The sequence below is a fragment of the Aeribacillus sp. FSL K6-8394 genome (genome assembly GCF_038008865.1).
In the GTDB taxonomy this organism is placed as follows: domain Bacteria; phylum Bacillota; class Bacilli; order Bacillales; family Aeribacillaceae; genus Aeribacillus; species Aeribacillus composti.
In genome coordinates, this window is record NZ_JBBPAA010000001.1 from 970,224 (window position 1) to 986,550 (window position 16,327).

Annotated in this window: 16 protein-coding genes; 7 read left to right on the forward strand and 9 right to left on the reverse strand. The window is 37.7% G+C overall.

Going from position 1 to position 16,327, the window contains the following annotated elements; genetic code table 11:
• Positions 1-40 precede the first annotated feature (40 nt).
• The 5 genes from NSR00_RS04480 to NSR00_RS04500 all read right to left on the reverse strand — a co-directional run bounded on the left by NSR00_RS04480 (position 41) and on the right by NSR00_RS04500 (position 5,028).
• On the reverse strand, positions 41-622 hold the full coding sequence (locus NSR00_RS04480; protein ID WP_066251226.1) for an LOG family protein: 582 nt from the start codon (positions 620-622) through the stop codon (positions 41-43).
• Positions 623-719: 97 nt separating this feature from the next.
• Entirely contained in the window at positions 720-1,652 is a 933-nt protein-coding gene (locus NSR00_RS04485) for an aldo/keto reductase (protein ID WP_340787265.1), read from the reverse strand.
• 1,073 nt (positions 1,653-2,725) lie between these two features.
• The gene (locus NSR00_RS04490) at positions 2,726-3,337 is read right to left on the reverse strand and encodes an alpha/beta hydrolase (RefSeq protein WP_094245877.1); all 612 of its coding nucleotides are present in this window, start codon (positions 3,335-3,337) and stop codon (positions 2,726-2,728) included.
• A 41-nt stretch (positions 3,338-3,378) separates the two neighbouring features.
• Positions 3,379-4,320: a ring-cleaving dioxygenase gene (locus NSR00_RS04495; RefSeq protein WP_327873939.1), complete on the reverse strand. Its 942-nt coding sequence runs from the start codon at positions 4,318-4,320 to the stop codon at positions 3,379-3,381.
• A 567-nt stretch (positions 4,321-4,887) separates the two neighbouring features.
• Entirely contained in the window at positions 4,888-5,028 is a 141-nt protein-coding gene (locus NSR00_RS04500; protein WP_340787267.1) for a hypothetical protein, read from the reverse strand.
• 99 nt (positions 5,029-5,127) lie between these two features.
• On the opposite strand from NSR00_RS04500, the gene NSR00_RS04505 reads away from it, so the two are divergent.
• Positions 5,128-6,105: a LacI family DNA-binding transcriptional regulator gene (locus NSR00_RS04505; RefSeq protein ID WP_339230642.1), complete on the forward strand. Its 978-nt coding sequence runs from the start codon at positions 5,128-5,130 to the stop codon at positions 6,103-6,105.
• 348 nt (positions 6,106-6,453) lie between these two features.
• On the opposite strand, the gene NSR00_RS04510 is transcribed toward NSR00_RS04505, so the two are convergent.
• Complete coding sequence (locus NSR00_RS04510; RefSeq protein ID WP_117017335.1) at positions 6,454-6,840, reverse strand: hypothetical protein; 387 nt, start codon at positions 6,838-6,840, stop codon at positions 6,454-6,456.
• A gap of 167 nt (positions 6,841-7,007) precedes the next feature.
• Here NSR00_RS04510 and NSR00_RS04515 point away from each other — a divergent pair, with 167 nt between their 5' ends.
• The 5 genes from NSR00_RS04515 to NSR00_RS04535 all read left to right on the forward strand — a co-directional run bounded on the left by NSR00_RS04515 (position 7,008) and on the right by NSR00_RS04535 (position 10,494).
• Positions 7,008-7,349, forward strand: a complete 342-nt coding sequence (locus NSR00_RS04515) for a lmo0954 family membrane protein (RefSeq protein ID WP_063387809.1) — start codon at positions 7,008-7,010, stop codon at positions 7,347-7,349.
• A gap of 15 nt (positions 7,350-7,364) precedes the next feature.
• A complete protein-coding gene (locus tag NSR00_RS04520; RefSeq protein WP_063387808.1) occupies positions 7,365-8,009 on the forward strand; it encodes a PspA/IM30 family protein in 645 nt (214 codons plus the stop codon).
• A gap of 82 nt (positions 8,010-8,091) precedes the next feature.
• Positions 8,092-8,826, forward strand: coding sequence for a cell wall-active antibiotics response protein LiaF (liaF, locus tag NSR00_RS04525; protein WP_242513859.1), 735 nt, complete (start codon positions 8,092-8,094; stop codon positions 8,824-8,826).
• A complete protein-coding gene (locus tag NSR00_RS04530; RefSeq protein ID WP_063387806.1) occupies positions 8,823-9,869 on the forward strand; it encodes a sensor histidine kinase in 1,047 nt (348 codons plus the stop codon). Before liaF ends, NSR00_RS04530 begins: the two co-directional genes overlap by 4 nt.
• The gene (locus tag NSR00_RS04535; RefSeq protein ID WP_063387805.1) at positions 9,862-10,494 is read left to right on the forward strand and encodes a response regulator transcription factor; all 633 of its coding nucleotides are present in this window, start codon (positions 9,862-9,864) and stop codon (positions 10,492-10,494) included. The genes NSR00_RS04530 and NSR00_RS04535 overlap by 8 nt, the downstream gene beginning before the upstream one ends.
• A gap of 536 nt (positions 10,495-11,030) precedes the next feature.
• Here NSR00_RS04535 and NSR00_RS04540 read toward each other — a convergent pair.
• The 3 genes from NSR00_RS04540 to NSR00_RS04550 form a co-directional block, all read right to left on the reverse strand.
• Positions 11,031-12,275, reverse strand: a complete 1,245-nt coding sequence (locus NSR00_RS04540) for a TIGR01459 family HAD-type hydrolase (RefSeq protein ID WP_340787270.1) — start codon at positions 12,273-12,275, stop codon at positions 11,031-11,033.
• Between the two features lie 677 nt (positions 12,276-12,952).
• Positions 12,953-14,701: a methyl-accepting chemotaxis protein gene (locus tag NSR00_RS04545; RefSeq protein ID WP_340787272.1), complete on the reverse strand. Its 1,749-nt coding sequence runs from the start codon at positions 14,699-14,701 to the stop codon at positions 12,953-12,955.
• A 388-nt stretch (positions 14,702-15,089) separates the two neighbouring features.
• Positions 15,090-15,812: an EAL domain-containing protein gene (locus NSR00_RS04550; RefSeq protein WP_082829624.1), complete on the reverse strand. Its 723-nt coding sequence runs from the start codon at positions 15,810-15,812 to the stop codon at positions 15,090-15,092.
• Between the two features lie 174 nt (positions 15,813-15,986).
• On the opposite strand from NSR00_RS04550, the gene NSR00_RS04555 reads away from it, so the two are divergent.
• Positions 15,987-16,325, forward strand: a complete 339-nt coding sequence (locus tag NSR00_RS04555; protein ID WP_063387802.1) for a helix-turn-helix domain-containing protein — start codon at positions 15,987-15,989, stop codon at positions 16,323-16,325.
• Positions 16,326-16,327: the final 2 nt, after the last annotated feature.

Genomic DNA, 16,327 nt, shown 5'->3' on the forward strand with positions numbered 1-16,327 from the left:
TCAGAAAGCTAAAGGCGAAGTAAAGTTCTGATATTTTCATTTATCGATCTAGTTCGATCCACTTATTTGTCTTCAAAGGCGGTTTGTACGCACGAAGTTTATCTATTAATATAGAGGGATTGTCTGCAAAAATCATAAACTGTTTATGCGTTTCAGGCATGAAGCCTCCCTCTACCGCATTCTCAATCATCTGTTTTACCGGCGTGTAATAGTCATCGATATTTAACAACGCCACAGGCTTTTCATGAATCCCAAGCTGCCCCCAGCTAACCGCTTCAAATATTTCCTCAAAAGTACCATAGCCTCCGGGAAGAGCAATGAACGCATCTGAAAGCTCTCCCATTTTTGCTTTCCGCTCATGCATATCATTGACTTCATAAAGCTGAGTGAGATGCTTGTGGACAACCTCTCCTTGAAATAAATTCGTCGGCATAACGCCCAATACGGTGCCTCCTAACTCTAATACGGTGTTTGCAATCACTCCCATCAGACCAATGCTGGAGCCTCCATATACGAGCTCAAGCCTGTTTTTTACCAATTCTTCTCCTAGTTTGATAGCTGCTTCTTTATACTTAGGATTTGTTCCCGGATTCGATCCTGCAAAAACACAAACACGTCTCATATTACCACTCCTGCTTCTTCTCTAAACGTTCTGACGAATGAGAAAGTCCTATTAAAAGCTGTGAATGGGATATTTCCATCACAGCTTTATTACAAAATTATTGAAAAATCTTACTGATTTTCTCTATTTCTTCCTTTGTTAACTGGACATCTAACGTTTTTAAATTGTCAAGTACCTGTTCCGGCTTCTTCGCACCAGGGATGATCGCATCGATGGAATCGACCGTTAAATACCATGCTAGCACAACGTGAGCAATTTCAGCATTTTTCGCTTCTGCGATTGGACGCAATTGCTCGACTTTTTCGAGATTACGCGCAAATGCTTCCCCTTGAAATAAAGGATTTTGTGCACGTGAATCATTGAACTTCTCATCTTTCGAATATTTTCCGCTTAATAGACCTGAGGCAAGTGGAAAATATGGTATAAACGATATTCCATTTTCCGCCGTGTAAGGAAGCAAATCTTTTTCTGCTTGTCGTTTAAATAAGTTATATTCGGACTGAATTACATCGACATACCCATCTTTGTTCGCTTCTTTTAATTGTTCGAGCGAGAAATTCGATACACCGATCGCACGAATTTTCCCTTCATCCTTAAGCTTCTTCAATTCACCGACAGCTTCATCCTTCGGTGTCGTTTCGTCCGGGAAATGAATGTAATATAAATCTATGTAATCCGTTTTTAAGCGTTTCAGGCTGCCCTCGACCGACTCGCGAAGGAAATCGGGAGAGTTATCAAGAACAACTTTTCCGTCTACAAATTTGTGAGCACCTTTAGTAGCAATGACTACTTCATCACGACGGCCAAACTCCTTGACGACTTCACCGATAATTTCTTCCGAACGCTCAGGACCGTAATAAAATGCCGTATCCAAAAAATTTATTCCATGATCCAAAGCTGTACGAACGATTTCTTTCCCAGTTTCATCGTCAAGGTTTGGAAAAATGTTGTGCCCGCCAACAGCATTTGTTCCAAGCCCGATTGGGTTCACATATATATCGGTCTTGCCTAATCTAGTCTTTTTTGTCACAATATTTCAACTCCTTTCGTTAACATTATAACAAATTCTATCAGAAAAATCAGTTTTTAACTAATAAGCTATTAAATATTATTATGGCTTTACAAATGAAATTATGAAAGGATTCTTTTATTCATTTTCAAGCAGCAGTTGCTCGACTGTTTATTGTTTGTTCCATTATGTTCAAATTCTTGAGGTTGTCTAAAGCAGCATAAAAATATCTTAAGCGATTGCAGCCTGCTGCAATAACAAAATAAAGAGGCTCCCAAAAGTAGGGTTAACTGACTTTTGGGAGCATTATTTTAGAGACTTATCGGACATACAATTTTTTTCAATCCTTTTATATCCTTCAGAAGTCTTATGAAGGACTTTTCTTTTGCTCTCTTTTTTCATTAGGTTCTTCAAAAGTTTTATGACGGACATTCAGCACATACAATCGCTTCTTGTTGGACTTCATTGCCTCTATAAAGAACATTTATAAATTTTATTTCATTATGTTTGTCCTTCACAGTTGTATTTCTCAAAATCTTTCATTTTAGCAACTCATCGGACAGCCCCACTGTTTGCTTGAAAGCAATTCCGTCCTTTACTTTCAATCTTTTTATTTAGAAGGATATTCTTTTTTTCGGCAATTATATCAATTAATTAAAACAGAATAAAGCATTACTGAAAAATTGCAAATTAGTGCCTCTGTCAAAACATTTATTTTGCGAATACTTATCTTGATTTCATAAAATCCACCGAACGCTCACGATTTTCTATTTAAATCTTGTGGAATTCGGCGGCTCTGTTAATATATTGATGCACAAGGTTCAAAATTGATAAACATTTTTTCAAATATAAGAACTCCCGCACTTTGACGAAACTTTTTGCATTACGGATCATTTTTGATCCGCTTTGCGTGGAATTAAGCAGCTCTTTTGATATATCGATGTACGAGCCTTGAGAATGACAAACATTTACAAATGGAAGAGCACGCCCAATTTCCTTCCGCATTTTGTTATAAACATTTTGGAATGACGGCTAATTGATTGCTGGCAACATTTTGATCCAATTTACTTGCTTTTATTGGTATCTTTCACAGCTTATTTTTGATAAAGCTGCCGGTACCAATTGGATGCTGCCTGAACTTCTGATAAAGTCAGCTCATGTCCTCCGTTTTCCCAATGCAAGTGCACATTTGCGTTGTTATTTTCTAAAAATGTTTTAAGCTCTATTGATTCTTCAGGAGAGCAAATTTGATCACGCTTTCCAGCTGCAATAAAAACGTTTTTTCCTGAAAGATCCGGCAGATCCATTCCTCTTCTCGGCACCATCGGGTGATGCAAGATGGCTCCATTTAGCGCATCCCGAAAATGGAATAAAAGGCTGGCTGCTATATTCGCTCCATTGGAATAACCGATTGCGATTACAGAATTTCGATCAAATCGATATGTTTGTGCTGCTTCATCTAAAAAAGAGTTTAATTCCTTTGTACGGAAAACAAGATCTTCTTCATCAAAAACTCCTTCGGCAAGTCTTTTAAAAAAACGCGGCATTCCATTTTCAATTACATTTCCGCGCACAGCTAAAATCGATGCTTCTGGATCAATAATTTCTGCAATGGGAAGAAGATCAAATTCATTTCCGCCGGTTCCATGCAGCAATAGGAGAGTCGGTTTTGCCGGATTGCTTCCTTTTTGAAAAATATGTTTCATCGTTTTTTCTCCTTCTCAGCGTTTATTAAGCATTACTTTTCTTATTCGTCAAGGTTACGGACTTCCACTGGCATCAACTTATTTTCCAACCGTTCCCGATACTTTTCGTAACGCTCCGGAAGCTTTAATTCTTTTCCAAGTGCATCTAAAGATTCATCAATTGCAAAACCCGGAGGATCTGTTGCAATTTCGAACAAAATTTCACCATGCTCTCTGAAATAAATAGAATGAAAATACTTTCGATCCTGAACTGGCGTTACCCTGTATCCATTTGATTCTAAAGATGTTTTCCATTCTAATTGATCGTTGTCGTCATTTGCCCGAAGCGCGATATGATGGACTGTTCCAACCCCCATGATGCCGCGTCCGGAAGAAGTAATTTTTACATCAACGACATTGCCGATTTCACTTGGAGAGTGAAAACGAATAAAATCTCCTTCCCTTCCAATTCGTTGAAGTCCAAAAATATTCTCCAACAACTCTGACGTTTTTTCAGGAAATGATGAATATAATACGGCGCCGCCAAATCCTTTAATGGCAACATCAGAGGTGACATGGCCAAATTCCCATTGATTTAATTCTCCTTCTTTTCGTTCCACTAGCTCAATGTTCAAACCGTGCGGGTCTTGAAACGCAAGCAGTGACTCACCAAACCGTTCTGTCATTGTAAACGGAATTCTAAATTTATCTAGTCTTTCTTGCCAAAAGCTCATGGAACCTTCTGGTATCACATAAGAAGTTACACCCACCTGACCATTGCCGATTTTTCCTTGATACGCATCAGGCCAAGGAAAGAAAGTAATCAGTGTCCCTGGCTTTCCTTCTTTATCCCCGAAATAAAAATGGTACGTGCCGGGATCATCGAAATTCACAGTTTTTTTAACTAACCTCAGCCCTAAAACTCCAGCATAAAAATCAATATTTTCCTGCGGATGGCCGACAATAGCAGTAATATGATGAATTCCAGCTGTTTTCTTTTTCATCTTTGATTCTCCTTTATTATTTGCTTTACGCGATTCGTTTTTGTAAATCAATCATTTTAATAGGTCATTATTTCGAATTAAAATATCTCGAATTAAATTATTTTTAATTCAAAATAATTTTATCAAATCTTTCATTTATTGTCAAAAAGCTGATCTGTTGAATTTTTCATCTCTTTTCGTTCCGTATTCACTAAAATACCATCCTTACCAAAATGAAAGCAATCGCAAGAGCAGCGTTTGAATGCGAAGAGAACAACCTCCCTCTCCTCTTGCGCGCAAAATCGTTACAGAAATTGTTGTTCTGGCCGCAGCAAGGGCAATTGGCCGTTCCATAAATTTTTTTGTGATGACTCGGCAAACACAGTCGAATTTAAGATTGGTGATGAACACGCAACATCCTGAAAGTAGCCGGCATCCGCCAGCTGCTTTCAGATAAACCGAAAACATGCAAAAGCAAATTGCTTTTTGCAGACTGATCGTAATGACCGTTGCAATTTAATATTAGTAAATCCGTATGGCTTTAGCAAATGTAGACAAATGAAGTTGAATACCGTAACCGGACAGGTATCATTTCTGATCTTCTTTTTTATCATCTAATTCAAAGAACTCAGCAAAATCCATTAACAAAGCATCTTTGTCTTTTAACGCCAATTTTGCTAAGATGATTTCAAGAAGACATAAGCCAATTAAAATAAGTAATCCTTTCATCATATTCCTCCCCCCCCTCAAACTCATCTCTTTGTCAACATCAACATAATGTATGAAACGCGTTTCAGGTCAAGGATTTTTAAAAGAAAGGGATATTTCATGGCAACGATTCGTGATATTGCAAAGCTTGCAGGTGTTTCTGTTACAACGGTTTCGAGAGTTTTAAATAATCATCCATATGTCAGTGACGAAAAAAAAGAAGCGGTTTTAAAAGTGATAGAAGAAATCAACTATAAACGGAACATTCATGCAGTCCACTTGTCTAAAGGCTTTTCAAATTTGATCGGCGTCGTCCTGCCTAAAATCGATCATCCTTATTTTAGCAGCATTGTGGAAGGGATTTCGGAGGAAGCGATCAAGCATCATTTGCAGCTTGTTCTCTTTCAAACGAATTATGAACCAGCAAAAGAGCTTGAAGCATTGGAATTGTTGCGGGGAACCTTATTGGATGGTGTCATTTTTTGTTCAAGAGCCATTTCCTTTGATGTATTGAAAGAATATAAAAATGCTGGACCGATCGTTCTTTGCGAAGATTCAGACCAAAGCCATTTCCCTTCTTTGAGCATTCCGCATGAACAGGCATTTCAGTTTGGTTTGGACTATTTAATTTCGAAAGGTCATACGAAAATTGCATTTACTTTAGGACGAATGGAAGGGCCAAACAGTAAAAAAAGAAGAAAAGCCTATAAAACAAAAATGAAGGAATTAGGCGAACCGATTCGAAGCGAGTGGATCTTCGACAAATGCCTATCGATCACTGACGGCAAACAGCTTATGGAAAAGCTTCAGCATTTAGAGAAAAAACCGACTGCCTTTTTTGTTACAAACGATCAAGTGGCAGCAGGTATCTTATTAAGTGCCGAACAATATAAAATAAAGATTCCTCAAGACATTGCCATCTTAAGCTTTGATAATCAGCCTATTGCCGACATCATGGGAATCACTACTATTGAAATCCCAATAAGAAAAATGGGGAAGCTTGCGGTGCAATCGATTATTCATTGTAAAGAAAAACGGGAGCAAACAAATAAGAAGATGACTCTCCCCTTTCGGTTAATTGAGCGGAAAACTGTGTAACCCATGAAGAAGGATGCCCCCTCTTTAGAGTTCAAATCATTCCTGCCAAACGATCATCTGCAAAAACCGAAGCAGCTTGGCAGGATTTTTCATTTGATTTTGTAATCATTTTGACGATTTGCATGCGTCTTTTTCCATATTCCGTTTTCTTTTGACGTTCAGTGTGAAATTCATCGATTACTACTCAAAGCTGGTTAACAACTTGTCTGCATACTTACTCCCCTTTTTGGCCGACAGCAAAGTGTACGTCAATCACAAATGGCCTTACAGATGTTTTCAATTGCATAGCAATGAAAATCCTTAAAATTGGAGTGTTATTTCCCCAAACCGCTTTTTAAAACAATTTTCCTACTCCGTTAATTTTCTTCTTATCAGCAAGCTTGCGATCACGATGCTCAAAATATTTGCTGCATAAACAAACGCTTCATTTCCGTCAACCATCGAGTTGAATTTGTAAAAAAAGTGCGGCCATGGTATAAGTTCGCCGTTTGTCACGTATTCGACAACCGTATAAATGGCAATGAATCCGAACGCCATTTCTACATTTTTGACCAATAAAATCAATAACGCACCAATCAGCAAAAAATTCAACCCGAGCAGCAAGGCGAATAAAATTAAATGCCAAGGCACATCCGCTAGATTACGGAAGAAAAACAACAAGATCATTAACAGATTCATCACGGTGTAATATCGCATTAAATCAATAACGGCGTGCTTTTTATACAGATTGATCAATGTTTCCCATGCCCCGTCCTCCCTTCTAACCATGATCCGAAGCAGAACATAATCATTGAAAGGAAATCGAAATACGCCTCAAGTCGTAGTTCAAAATATGCCTCAGGTTCGTTATGAGCAGCGACGACAAAAGGTAAGATGAAAATTGAAAGGAGGTCATTCAAATTATGAAAAAAATCGGTTTGTTCATCGCAGGTGCAATAGCCGCAATAGTTTTAATCGCCAATCTCGGCTCAATCGTCGGACTTCTTATCAGTTTGCTTGTTCTATACTTTTCGTTTAAACAATTTGTGAAATCCGACAAAAAATCAAAAAAATGGTTTTGGGGGATTGTCGGGCTGATTGCACTATCTGTTTCAGCTGCAAATGTCCCAGCTATTCTCGGTTTAATCGCCGCATATGTGCTTTATCTCATATTTAATAATTGGAAAAAATCGAATGATCCGTATGTGTCAGACGATCCATTCACCAATTTTGAAAAACAATGGGAATCACTAAAACGACAATAAATGGAGGGGAAAAAAATGAGCATATTTACGAGATTAAAAAATGTGATTATGGCCGATTTACATGATTTATTGAATGAACAGGAACAAAGGAATCCAATTGCGCTATTAAATGAATATTTGCGCCAATGTGAAAAGGAAGTTGAAAAGGTTCAAAAACTAATCGAACGCCAACGATTATTAAAACAAGAGCTGTTAAGAGAATACAACCATGCTGAACACTTAAAAGAAAAAAGAAAATATCAAGCCGAAATTGCGTTGAAAGCGCAAGAAGAAGAATTGCATCAATTTGCCATCAACGAGCAGCAGCAGTATGAGGAGCGTGCATCAAAATTAAAACAAGCGCTTGAACAAGCAACGAAACAGCTCATTGACTTAGAACATAAATATGAAGAAATGAAACATAAATTAAAAGATATGCATATAAAGCGCATGGAGCTGATGGGACGAGAAAATATTGCACGCGCCTACTCCCGGATCAACCAAGTTCTTGAGCAGCATAATTCCGAAAAGAACCATTTTGTTCGCTTTGCTGAAATAGAGAATTACCTTGATGAACTGGAAAATCGAATCAACAACAGATACGATACATTAACATTTGATGCAAGAATCGCAAAGCTTGAAAAAGAATTAAAAAATCAAGAAACGGATTCAAATTCTTAACGTAAATTGTTATGCTATAAGGGCGTAGTTCTCTACGCCTTTCCATATTTATGTTCACACTAATAGGAAGGAGAGGAGCCTCGTGTTTCATCAATCGAAAATAGATTTTACAAAATGGATTTTCGTCATTGGCATCATCTTATTCATCGCAGAGCTTTTATTTTTCAATGGTGAGGCCCTTTTCTTCCTAATGATGATGATTTTTTGCGTATATATTGGAAGAAAAAGAATGCCGAAAAAATCAGGATTATTGTTATTTTGGATCGGAATAATTGGCGGCGTTCTATCTTTTTTCAATATGTTTACATTCCGACTGCTTCTATTTGCTGTTTTCATTTACTTTATTTTTCACTATGTTCAAAACAAGCAGGTAGCTGCTAAAAAGTCTCCTAAAATTGAAGAAGCAGATCCAATCCTCTCGCAAGAAGAGAAATTTTCCAAAACGCCTCTTTTTCAAAACAGATTGTTCGGAACGCAGCGAACCGAAGAACAAATATACAAATGGAACGATGTCAACATTCAAACAGGCATCGGCGATACAGTAATAGATTTAAACTATACGATTCTTCCGAAAGGTGAAGCGGTGATTGTCATCCGAAAGCTTATCGGCAATATCGAAATAATTGTTCCTTACGAGCTGGAAGTGTCCGTCCACCATTCCGGTTTCATCGGCTCCTACTCCATTTTTGATTATAGTGAACCGAATGTATGGAACGAAACAATTCGATATGAGTCCAAAAACTATCATGAATCTGCCCAAAAAGTGAAAATCATCACCTCTATAACCTTTGGCAGAATAGAGGTGAAAAGAACATGAATGTATTGCAAAGACAAATTATTATCTGCTTAGTAACATCAGTAGTCACTTTTTTATTTTTCACTGTTTCGCTTTTGCTTACGTTCCTGTTTCCTAATTGGACATTATTATGGAAACAAAAAATTCTTGATATTCCGTTTATCCTCTTCACGTTCGTAATCAGCAGCGCCATCGGCTTGCTTTTCGGCATTCTATTCGGACTTCCTTTTAAAGATAAACTACACAAGATTGAAGACAAACTAAAAAAAATAACAAAAGGAGAAACGGTTGAACAAAATGAACATATAAACATTAAAGAATTAGATGAAATCAACCTTCGAATTGACCAAGTGCAGCATCATCTCATTGAACAGACGAAATTAACGCAAAAACTTGCAGGTGAAAACGCAAAAGAACAAGAAAAAAGATTGGAAGAAATCATTTCACAAGAAAGGCAAAGGCTGGCACGCGAGCTGCATGACTCTGTCAGTCAAAACTTGTTTGCAGCCTCGATGCTCATTTCTGCTGTTAAAGGAAACAAGGAAAAAATCGATGAAGGAACGAGCAAACAAATCCATTTAGTTGAAGAAATTATTCAGCAGTCCCAGCTTGAAATGCGCGCTCTTCTTTTGCATTTGCGGCCTGTCCCTTTAAAAGGTAAATCTTTGCAAACTGGAATTGAAGAACTGCTCACAGAGCTGCGGCAAAAGGTGCCGATGAACATCCAATGGAAGACAGAGCAATTTCCTCTAGATAAAGGGATTGAAGACCATTTATTCCGCATTTTGCAAGAATCGGTGTCAAACACTCTTCGCCACGCCAAAGCGAATACACTTGAAGTATTGCTGATCAAACGGAAAAATATGGCCATTTTACGGATTGTCGACGATGGTGTAGGATTTGATGTTCAATCGGCAAAATCAGGAGCATATGGTTTGCAAAACATGTATGAACGTGCAGCCGAAATCGGCGGAACATTGCAAATTGTCAGTGTCCCTCATGAAGGAACTAGATTGGAAATAAAAGTACCGTTGTTAACAGATGAAGGTGATAAAAATGATTAAAGTATTACTAGTTGATGATCATGAAATGGTAAGAATCGGCGTTTCGGCTTTTTTATCGTCCCAGCCTGACATAGAAATCGTCGGCGAGGCTGATAATGGCAAAAAATGCATTGAACTAGCTTTACAATTAAAGCCTGATATTATTTTAATGGACCTCGTCATGCCGGAAATGGACGGGATTGAAGCGACAAAAGAAATACTTCATCAATGGCCAGAGGCAAAAATCATTATTGTCACAAGCTTTCTCGATGATGAAAAAGTCTACCCTGCCCTTGAAGCCGGTGCTGTCAGCTATATGTTAAAAACTTCAAAAGCAGACGAAATCGCCGATGCGATCCGTTCAACATATCAGGGACAATCTGTCTTAGAGCCTGAAGTGACAACGAAAATGATGGCAAGAATGAATAAAAAACAAAACCGCCATCCTCATGAAGAATTAACAAACCGAGAAATGGAAGTGCTGCTTTTAATGGCTCAAGGGAAATCAAATCAAGAAATTGCAGATGAGTTGTTCATTTCATTAAAAACCGTCAAAGTTCACGTCAGCAACATTTTAAGCAAACTGGGCGTTCAAGACCGCACCCAAGCCGTCATTTATGCGTTCAAGCATTCGCTAATCAAGTAAAATTGGCAATAAGCGAAGAAAAGAGAAAGTGGAATGGTTTTTCACCGAAGCACAAATACAGGAAATTTCATTCGAAATTTATTTATCATTTTACATATATAATCAAAACAAAAAAATTGCTAGTTTTCCCAACCTAATAGAAGATCACATACGCAAGCGATGTTATTCATCTCCCAAATGGATGCATATTCGTCGACAAAAGCAAATATAAACATGTGAACGCTTGATAAAATCGGCTAAAAATAATTCAAAAATCTCAAGCGAAACGATGGCGGAAATCGAAATAATCGGTAAAAGAAATCAGAAATCTTCCTATTCGTTTTCTTCGTTTTCCGCCAAAAACTAGTTTTCTCTTAAAAAAACAATAGATGAACAAAAGTCCTAGCATGACTATCTAGGCTGCCGAAAAATAGCAGCCTTTCCTAATAAGCCTTTTGTTTCTAGCTTTAGGAACAGTGTAAAATGAAATTCATAATAAGGTTCTTCTGCTCGAAACTTGAAAAAGACGTAATTTTCCCCCAACAGTATTCCGGCTTTTATCGTATATATGGAGCATGCTCTTTTTCCAATGCATCTTGCAGCCATCTCGGATGCATCGTTAAAAGGTTTTCCGGCAGATCGTTTGGAGCGAAAAATCGTGCATCAAGCGTTTCATCTGTTTTTTGACGCAGCGTGCCTCCAATGATTTTGCACTCAAAGCAAGTTGTAATAAAGTGGCTGATTTCGCCATTTGGGTATAAAAAAATTTGTGAATCCGGATCTGAGTAAATACCGATCAACCGGGTTACCTCCACTTCAAGACCTGTTTCTTCATAAATTTCTCTTATAATTGCTTCTTCCACCTTTTCTCCCGGCTCTACATGCCCTGATGGAATGCCCCATAGTCCGTTATCCGACCGTTTTAATAGGAGAACTTGCTGCTGTTCGTTAAAAATAATTCCCGCCACTCCTGCTTCGATCCGCTCCGGCCATGCAAAATCACGCGTATTCCATTGTTTAATTTTGACACGATCATCAAATAAAGACTGCAAATTTCCGATCACCGCATCCGGATTGCGGTAATCCCCGGGAGATGGAAACGGTGCATTCTTCCCGTTGGAAATTAAAATCGCTTGAATCCCTGCTTGATGAGCACCTAATATATCAGTTAACGGGTTATCGCCGATCATAACCACTTTTGCTTTAGACGAAATCGATTCAATCGCTTTCTGGAACATAAATGGATTCGGTTTGCCGACAATGTACGGTTTTTTCCCGGTTGATGCTCGTATCATTTCAGCAACAGCTCCTGTTGCAGGCAAAGGACCTTTCGAAGTAGGGAAACTCATATCGGCATTCGTTGCAATAAACTTCGCACCATTATGTATTTGTTTTACCGCTTCCTGAATATCGTACAAAGATACATTGCCGCTCCAGCCGACAACAACAGCTTCTGCCTCCTCTTCACCCTTTACAACCATTACTCCTGCTTGACTGCACTCGTGCTGTAAATGATCGTCCCCCAGCACGTAGGCACTGCGAATATTTTGTTTTCGCAAATATTGAGCTGTCAACCAAGCGGATGTAATGATTTCCTCTGGACTTGCTGTAATCCCCATTCGCTTGAGCCGTACGGCAATTTTTTCTCTCGTAGTACAAGGATCATTTGTAAGAAACCGAATCATTTTCTTTTCTTGACGCAAGCGCCGCAAAGATTCAACTGCCCCAGGAAGCGGATTTTCTCCTATGTAAATTACTCCGTCCAGGTCAAATAAAAACACGTCAAATTCATCTATGATCATGAAATCATCCTTCCTTAGTGAACCATTTTCGCATGAAACAAGCTGATTGAAAAAACCTCCTCATCACCAAGCTAATTCAAGTTAAAGTGATCGTTTTCTCGAAAAGATTTGAACTTATTTAAAGTACCTCAAAACTAACTCGTGTTAAAACAATCGTTTTCTCAATGAACCATTTCTTAAACTGGCGCAAAACTTTTAGAAGTTTTTTTGCTGTCAAACCAAAAGATGTTTGCCTTGCTTGAAAGTTTGCATGAGCTTGTATGAGGAGAATCTTCTTTCTTTATTTCCACTTCTACATATGATTATAATAGATTTATCGTTCACGCAGCAAAAAGGCGGTTTTAATGAAGAAAATGTGATGCGGAATATTGGGAATTTGAGCAATAAGACAAAAGTTTTTTCAAAAAGACTGAGCAATTCGTGCACACTAAGAACTAATCTCTAATCAAATGTATACTTTTACGACTGATCTCCTTTCTAATAAAGAAAGGTCTGCATTTGATCTGACATTTATGCCAGTTGTCTTCCCCCTCTAAATGCCAGAAATACTGAACATTTATTCCCCTTTTTGCAGGGAGTCGGTCTATGTATCGCTCAAAAGTTTAAGGTGAGGACATTTATCCCCACCCAAATACATCTTCTGATATCAAAAAAATCAAACACATTCTTCTATTTTTCTAAAGCTTAAATTGCCGTACAAATTCATTCAGCTCTTCGGCTAGCTTCGCTAGTTGTTCGGAGCTGTTCGCCACTTCTTCCATAGAACTGCTTGTTTGTTCGGCTGCCGCAGAGGTTTGCTCAATACCTGCTGCTGATTGCTCGGAGATCGAGGCTATTTCCTCGATGGAACGGTTCATTTCCCGGCTGTTGGAAGCGATTTCCGTCAAGTTGTTCGCAATTGTTTGAATATGATGAACCATGTCCGTAACAGCTTTGTTGATCGTTTGAAATGTTGCGCCTGTATTTTTAATTTGCTCTGTTCCTTGTTCAACCTCCTGATAGCCGCTCTTTAAAGCATCAACTACATTCTTTGATTCATTTTGGATATTGTCGACAATGCTTGTTATGTCTGAGATTGAGACGGAAACTTGTTCAGCGAGCTTTCTTACTTCATCTGCAACTACGGCAAAGCCTTTTCCGTTTTCGCCTGCTCTTGCCGCTTCAATCGCTGCGTTTAATGCCAGAAGATTCGTTTGGTCCGCAATTCCTTGTATGACTGATACGAGTTTTGTAATTTTTTGCAAATGTCCGTTTAAACCGAGCACTTTATCAACAGATTGTTGAAAAATTTCGTCAATTTTCGACATTTGTTCGGTAGAAGACATCATTAGTTTATTTCCTTTGCCGGCAATTTCAAGCACCTCTCTGGAGACTGATTCAATATGCTCCCCTTTTTCGCTGGCATCTTGAACTTTTTCGACAAATACCTCCATCTTTGCTGCCATGTCGCTCGCGCTGCTTGCTTGCGTTTCAGCGCCTGATGCCAATTCCTGCATGGTGGTTGAAACCTGCTCTGATCCGGCCTTCACTTCATTTGCAGAGTGGGTCATCTCCTCGCTGTGGCTTGTCAGTACTTCAGAAGCATTCGAAATGTTTGTAATCATTTCTTTCAGTTTATTTTGCAGCTGATTTATGGCATGTGCCAGATTTTGTGTTTCATCTTTCGAACGGATTTTTATTTCATCTTGTGTTAAATCTCCATTAGCCAGCAAATGCATGCGCTCAGATACGGCGTGTATTGGTTTGGAAATGCTGTTTGAAAACAGCCATACGATGAAAAATCCAATCACAATCGTTGCGCCAATGACAATCATTAAAAAAACGAGAAGATCTTTAGCCGGCTGATTGAAATCCATTAAATACGTGCCCGCACATACAACCCATCCCCAATGAGGATCAGTTTTTGAATAGGCGACTTTTTTTTCAATTCGATTTTCGTTGTCAGGCAAAGCCCATTCGTAATAAGTTAAACCGCCACCTTCATTTCCGGTTTTAATCATTTTTTGATTGAATTTTACGCCTTTGGAATCTTCGTCATTCCAGCCTTGTCTTCCTTCTACAGCTGGATGTGCAATAAGAGTTCCTTTTTGATCGATAATATACAAGTAGCCATTTTCACCTAAATCAAAATTTTTATTAATTGGCCGTTTGCCGTCAGCATTCTTTTCCCCCAATATCGCAACTTTTACCTGTTCCTGCGCTTCTTCTAAAGACAATGTTCCCTTTTCAACCTCTTTATTTAACGCATCGATTAACTCAATGGTCATTTCGACGCTATTTTTTAAGTTCTTTTCCCCCAGCTTGTTTAAACTGGAAGTTGTTTTCTGATAGCTTAACAAGCCTAAAATGACTAACGGAATCGTTAATAATAGAAATGAAATGGTCATTAGCTTCATACGTATCGTGAATTGAAATTTCTTTTTCATGAAAATCATTACCCCTTTGTTATGCCATAATTTTTTTAAAGACTTAGTTCTTTCCTCTTAGAAAAGCGTTACGAACTCATTTCCATCCATTTTCACTCCCCAAATCCGAAATTGGTTGCTTGACATTTTAATTATCGGTCTCTAAACATACTTTTTTTAGTTAATTAATCATTTATTGTCAAATATGTATTTTTTTAGCTAACATCGAACGTATATGATCAAAAATATAATGAACCGATAATCCCTTATTTAAGCGTTTTCATTAATTTTATCGTTCATTTAGTGCGGTTCTTTTACGTCAATGAAGCAAAAATAATCTGAAAATAGTCTATATGTTCGATCCGATAAAATTTATTTTTCTAATTCATTTACTATGAATAAGCAGCAATTATTTTTTTGTATTTTCCCTCATCGGCTTCGGCTCGCCTAACAAATATCCTTGAGCGTAATGAACCCCCAATGCTTTAGCCATGTCTAAATCTTCTTTTTTCTCAATTCCTTCTAAAACTAGTTTCATATTGGTACGTTCGCAAAGAAATAAAAGTTTTTTAATAACATCTTGATTTTTGCCCGAATTATATAAATTTTGACCTAAAGAACGATCGACTTTAATATAATGCGGGTTTAAATCGACAATGGTTTCTAACGATATTTCACCTTTTCCGAAATCATCAACGGCTACTTTATACCCTTCATCTTTTAAAAATTGAATATTTTTTTTCAACAATTCAATATTTTCGATTTTTTCGCTTTCATTTATTTCAAAAACTACTTTTTCGGTCGACTGAAAAAAAAGGTTTATTTTTTTTATAAATTGGGTAAAAGAATGATGAACAATCGTCGATGGAAATACGTTAATAAACAGCTTTTGCTGCAGGTCTCCCATCGATGTTATTGCATTGTGAATGGAGCAAGTATCCAGTTCATATAAAAAACCGCATTCACGGGCGATTTGAAACAAAATTTCCGGATCGGAAAAATATTTGCAGCGAAGCAAAGCTTCGTATCCATATATTTTTGATTCTTTTAATTCATAAATAGGTTGAAAAAAATGACAAAATGATTTGTTATCTATAATTTCTTTTATCCTTCTAATTTCCCATTTAACCAATGGAAGAACCTCCTAGACGTCTATCTATAGACCTATTTCGGATAATGTCTAATGTTATATTTCATATTTTTAGTATATATTTTAATACTTTTAATATCAATAGTCTCTTGGGGGCTTAACTCTCATAGTAGATTGTAAAAAGGAATCACTATTATCCCCAAGGAGTGACGGTTCATGACTAAAATACAGCAAATAATCGGAGAAAGAATCCGAAATTTTCGCAAGCAGAAAGGGTGGAGTCAAGAAGAATTAGCAGATATAGCAAATCTACATGCTACTTATATTGGACAATTAGAAAGAGGTGAAAAAAACGCAACATTGGAAAGCATAAACAAAATCGCAACGGCGCTTGAGGTTTCTTTAGAGGAATTATTTAAATCTATTCAACCAAATTCAAAAAAACCAGATTATACTTTGTCGCAAATTATTACAAAACTTCAGGCAAGGCCGGTTGAAGATCAAAAATTCATACTAAACATGCTGGATCTCCTATTGAACTGGAAAGATAAGTAGCA

Bases quoted from the DNA above. Each gene is read 5' to 3' on its own strand.
- NSR00_RS04480 (WP_066251226.1), bottom strand. From the start codon at position 622: ATGAGACGTGTTTGTGTTTTTGCAGGATCGAATCCGGGAACAAATCCT.
- NSR00_RS04490 (WP_094245877.1), bottom strand. From the start codon at position 3,337: ATGAAACATATTTTTCAAAAAGGAAGCAATCCGGCAAAACCGACTCTC.
- NSR00_RS04495 (WP_327873939.1), bottom strand. From the start codon at position 4,320: ATGAAAAAGAAAACAGCTGGAATTCATCATATTACTGCTATTGTCGGC.
- NSR00_RS04500 (WP_340787267.1), bottom strand. From the start codon at position 5,028: ATGAAAGGATTACTTATTTTAATTGGCTTATGTCTTCTTGAAATCATC.
- NSR00_RS04505 (WP_339230642.1), top strand. From the start codon at position 5,128: ATGGCAACGATTCGTGATATTGCAAAGCTTGCAGGTGTTTCTGTTACA.
- NSR00_RS04515 (WP_063387809.1), top strand. From the start codon at position 7,008: ATGAAAAAAATCGGTTTGTTCATCGCAGGTGCAATAGCCGCAATAGTT.
- NSR00_RS04520 (WP_063387808.1), top strand. From the start codon at position 7,365: ATGAGCATATTTACGAGATTAAAAAATGTGATTATGGCCGATTTACAT.
- NSR00_RS04530 (WP_063387806.1), top strand. From the start codon at position 8,823: ATGAATGTATTGCAAAGACAAATTATTATCTGCTTAGTAACATCAGTA.
- NSR00_RS04535 (WP_063387805.1), top strand. From the start codon at position 9,862: ATGATTAAAGTATTACTAGTTGATGATCATGAAATGGTAAGAATCGGC.
- NSR00_RS04540 (WP_340787270.1), bottom strand. From the start codon at position 12,275: ATGATCATAGATGAATTTGACGTGTTTTTATTTGACCTGGACGGAGTA.
- NSR00_RS04545 (WP_340787272.1), bottom strand. From the start codon at position 14,701: ATGAAAAAGAAATTTCAATTCACGATACGTATGAAGCTAATGACCATT.
- NSR00_RS04555 (WP_063387802.1), top strand. From the start codon at position 15,987: ATGACTAAAATACAGCAAATAATCGGAGAAAGAATCCGAAATTTTCGC.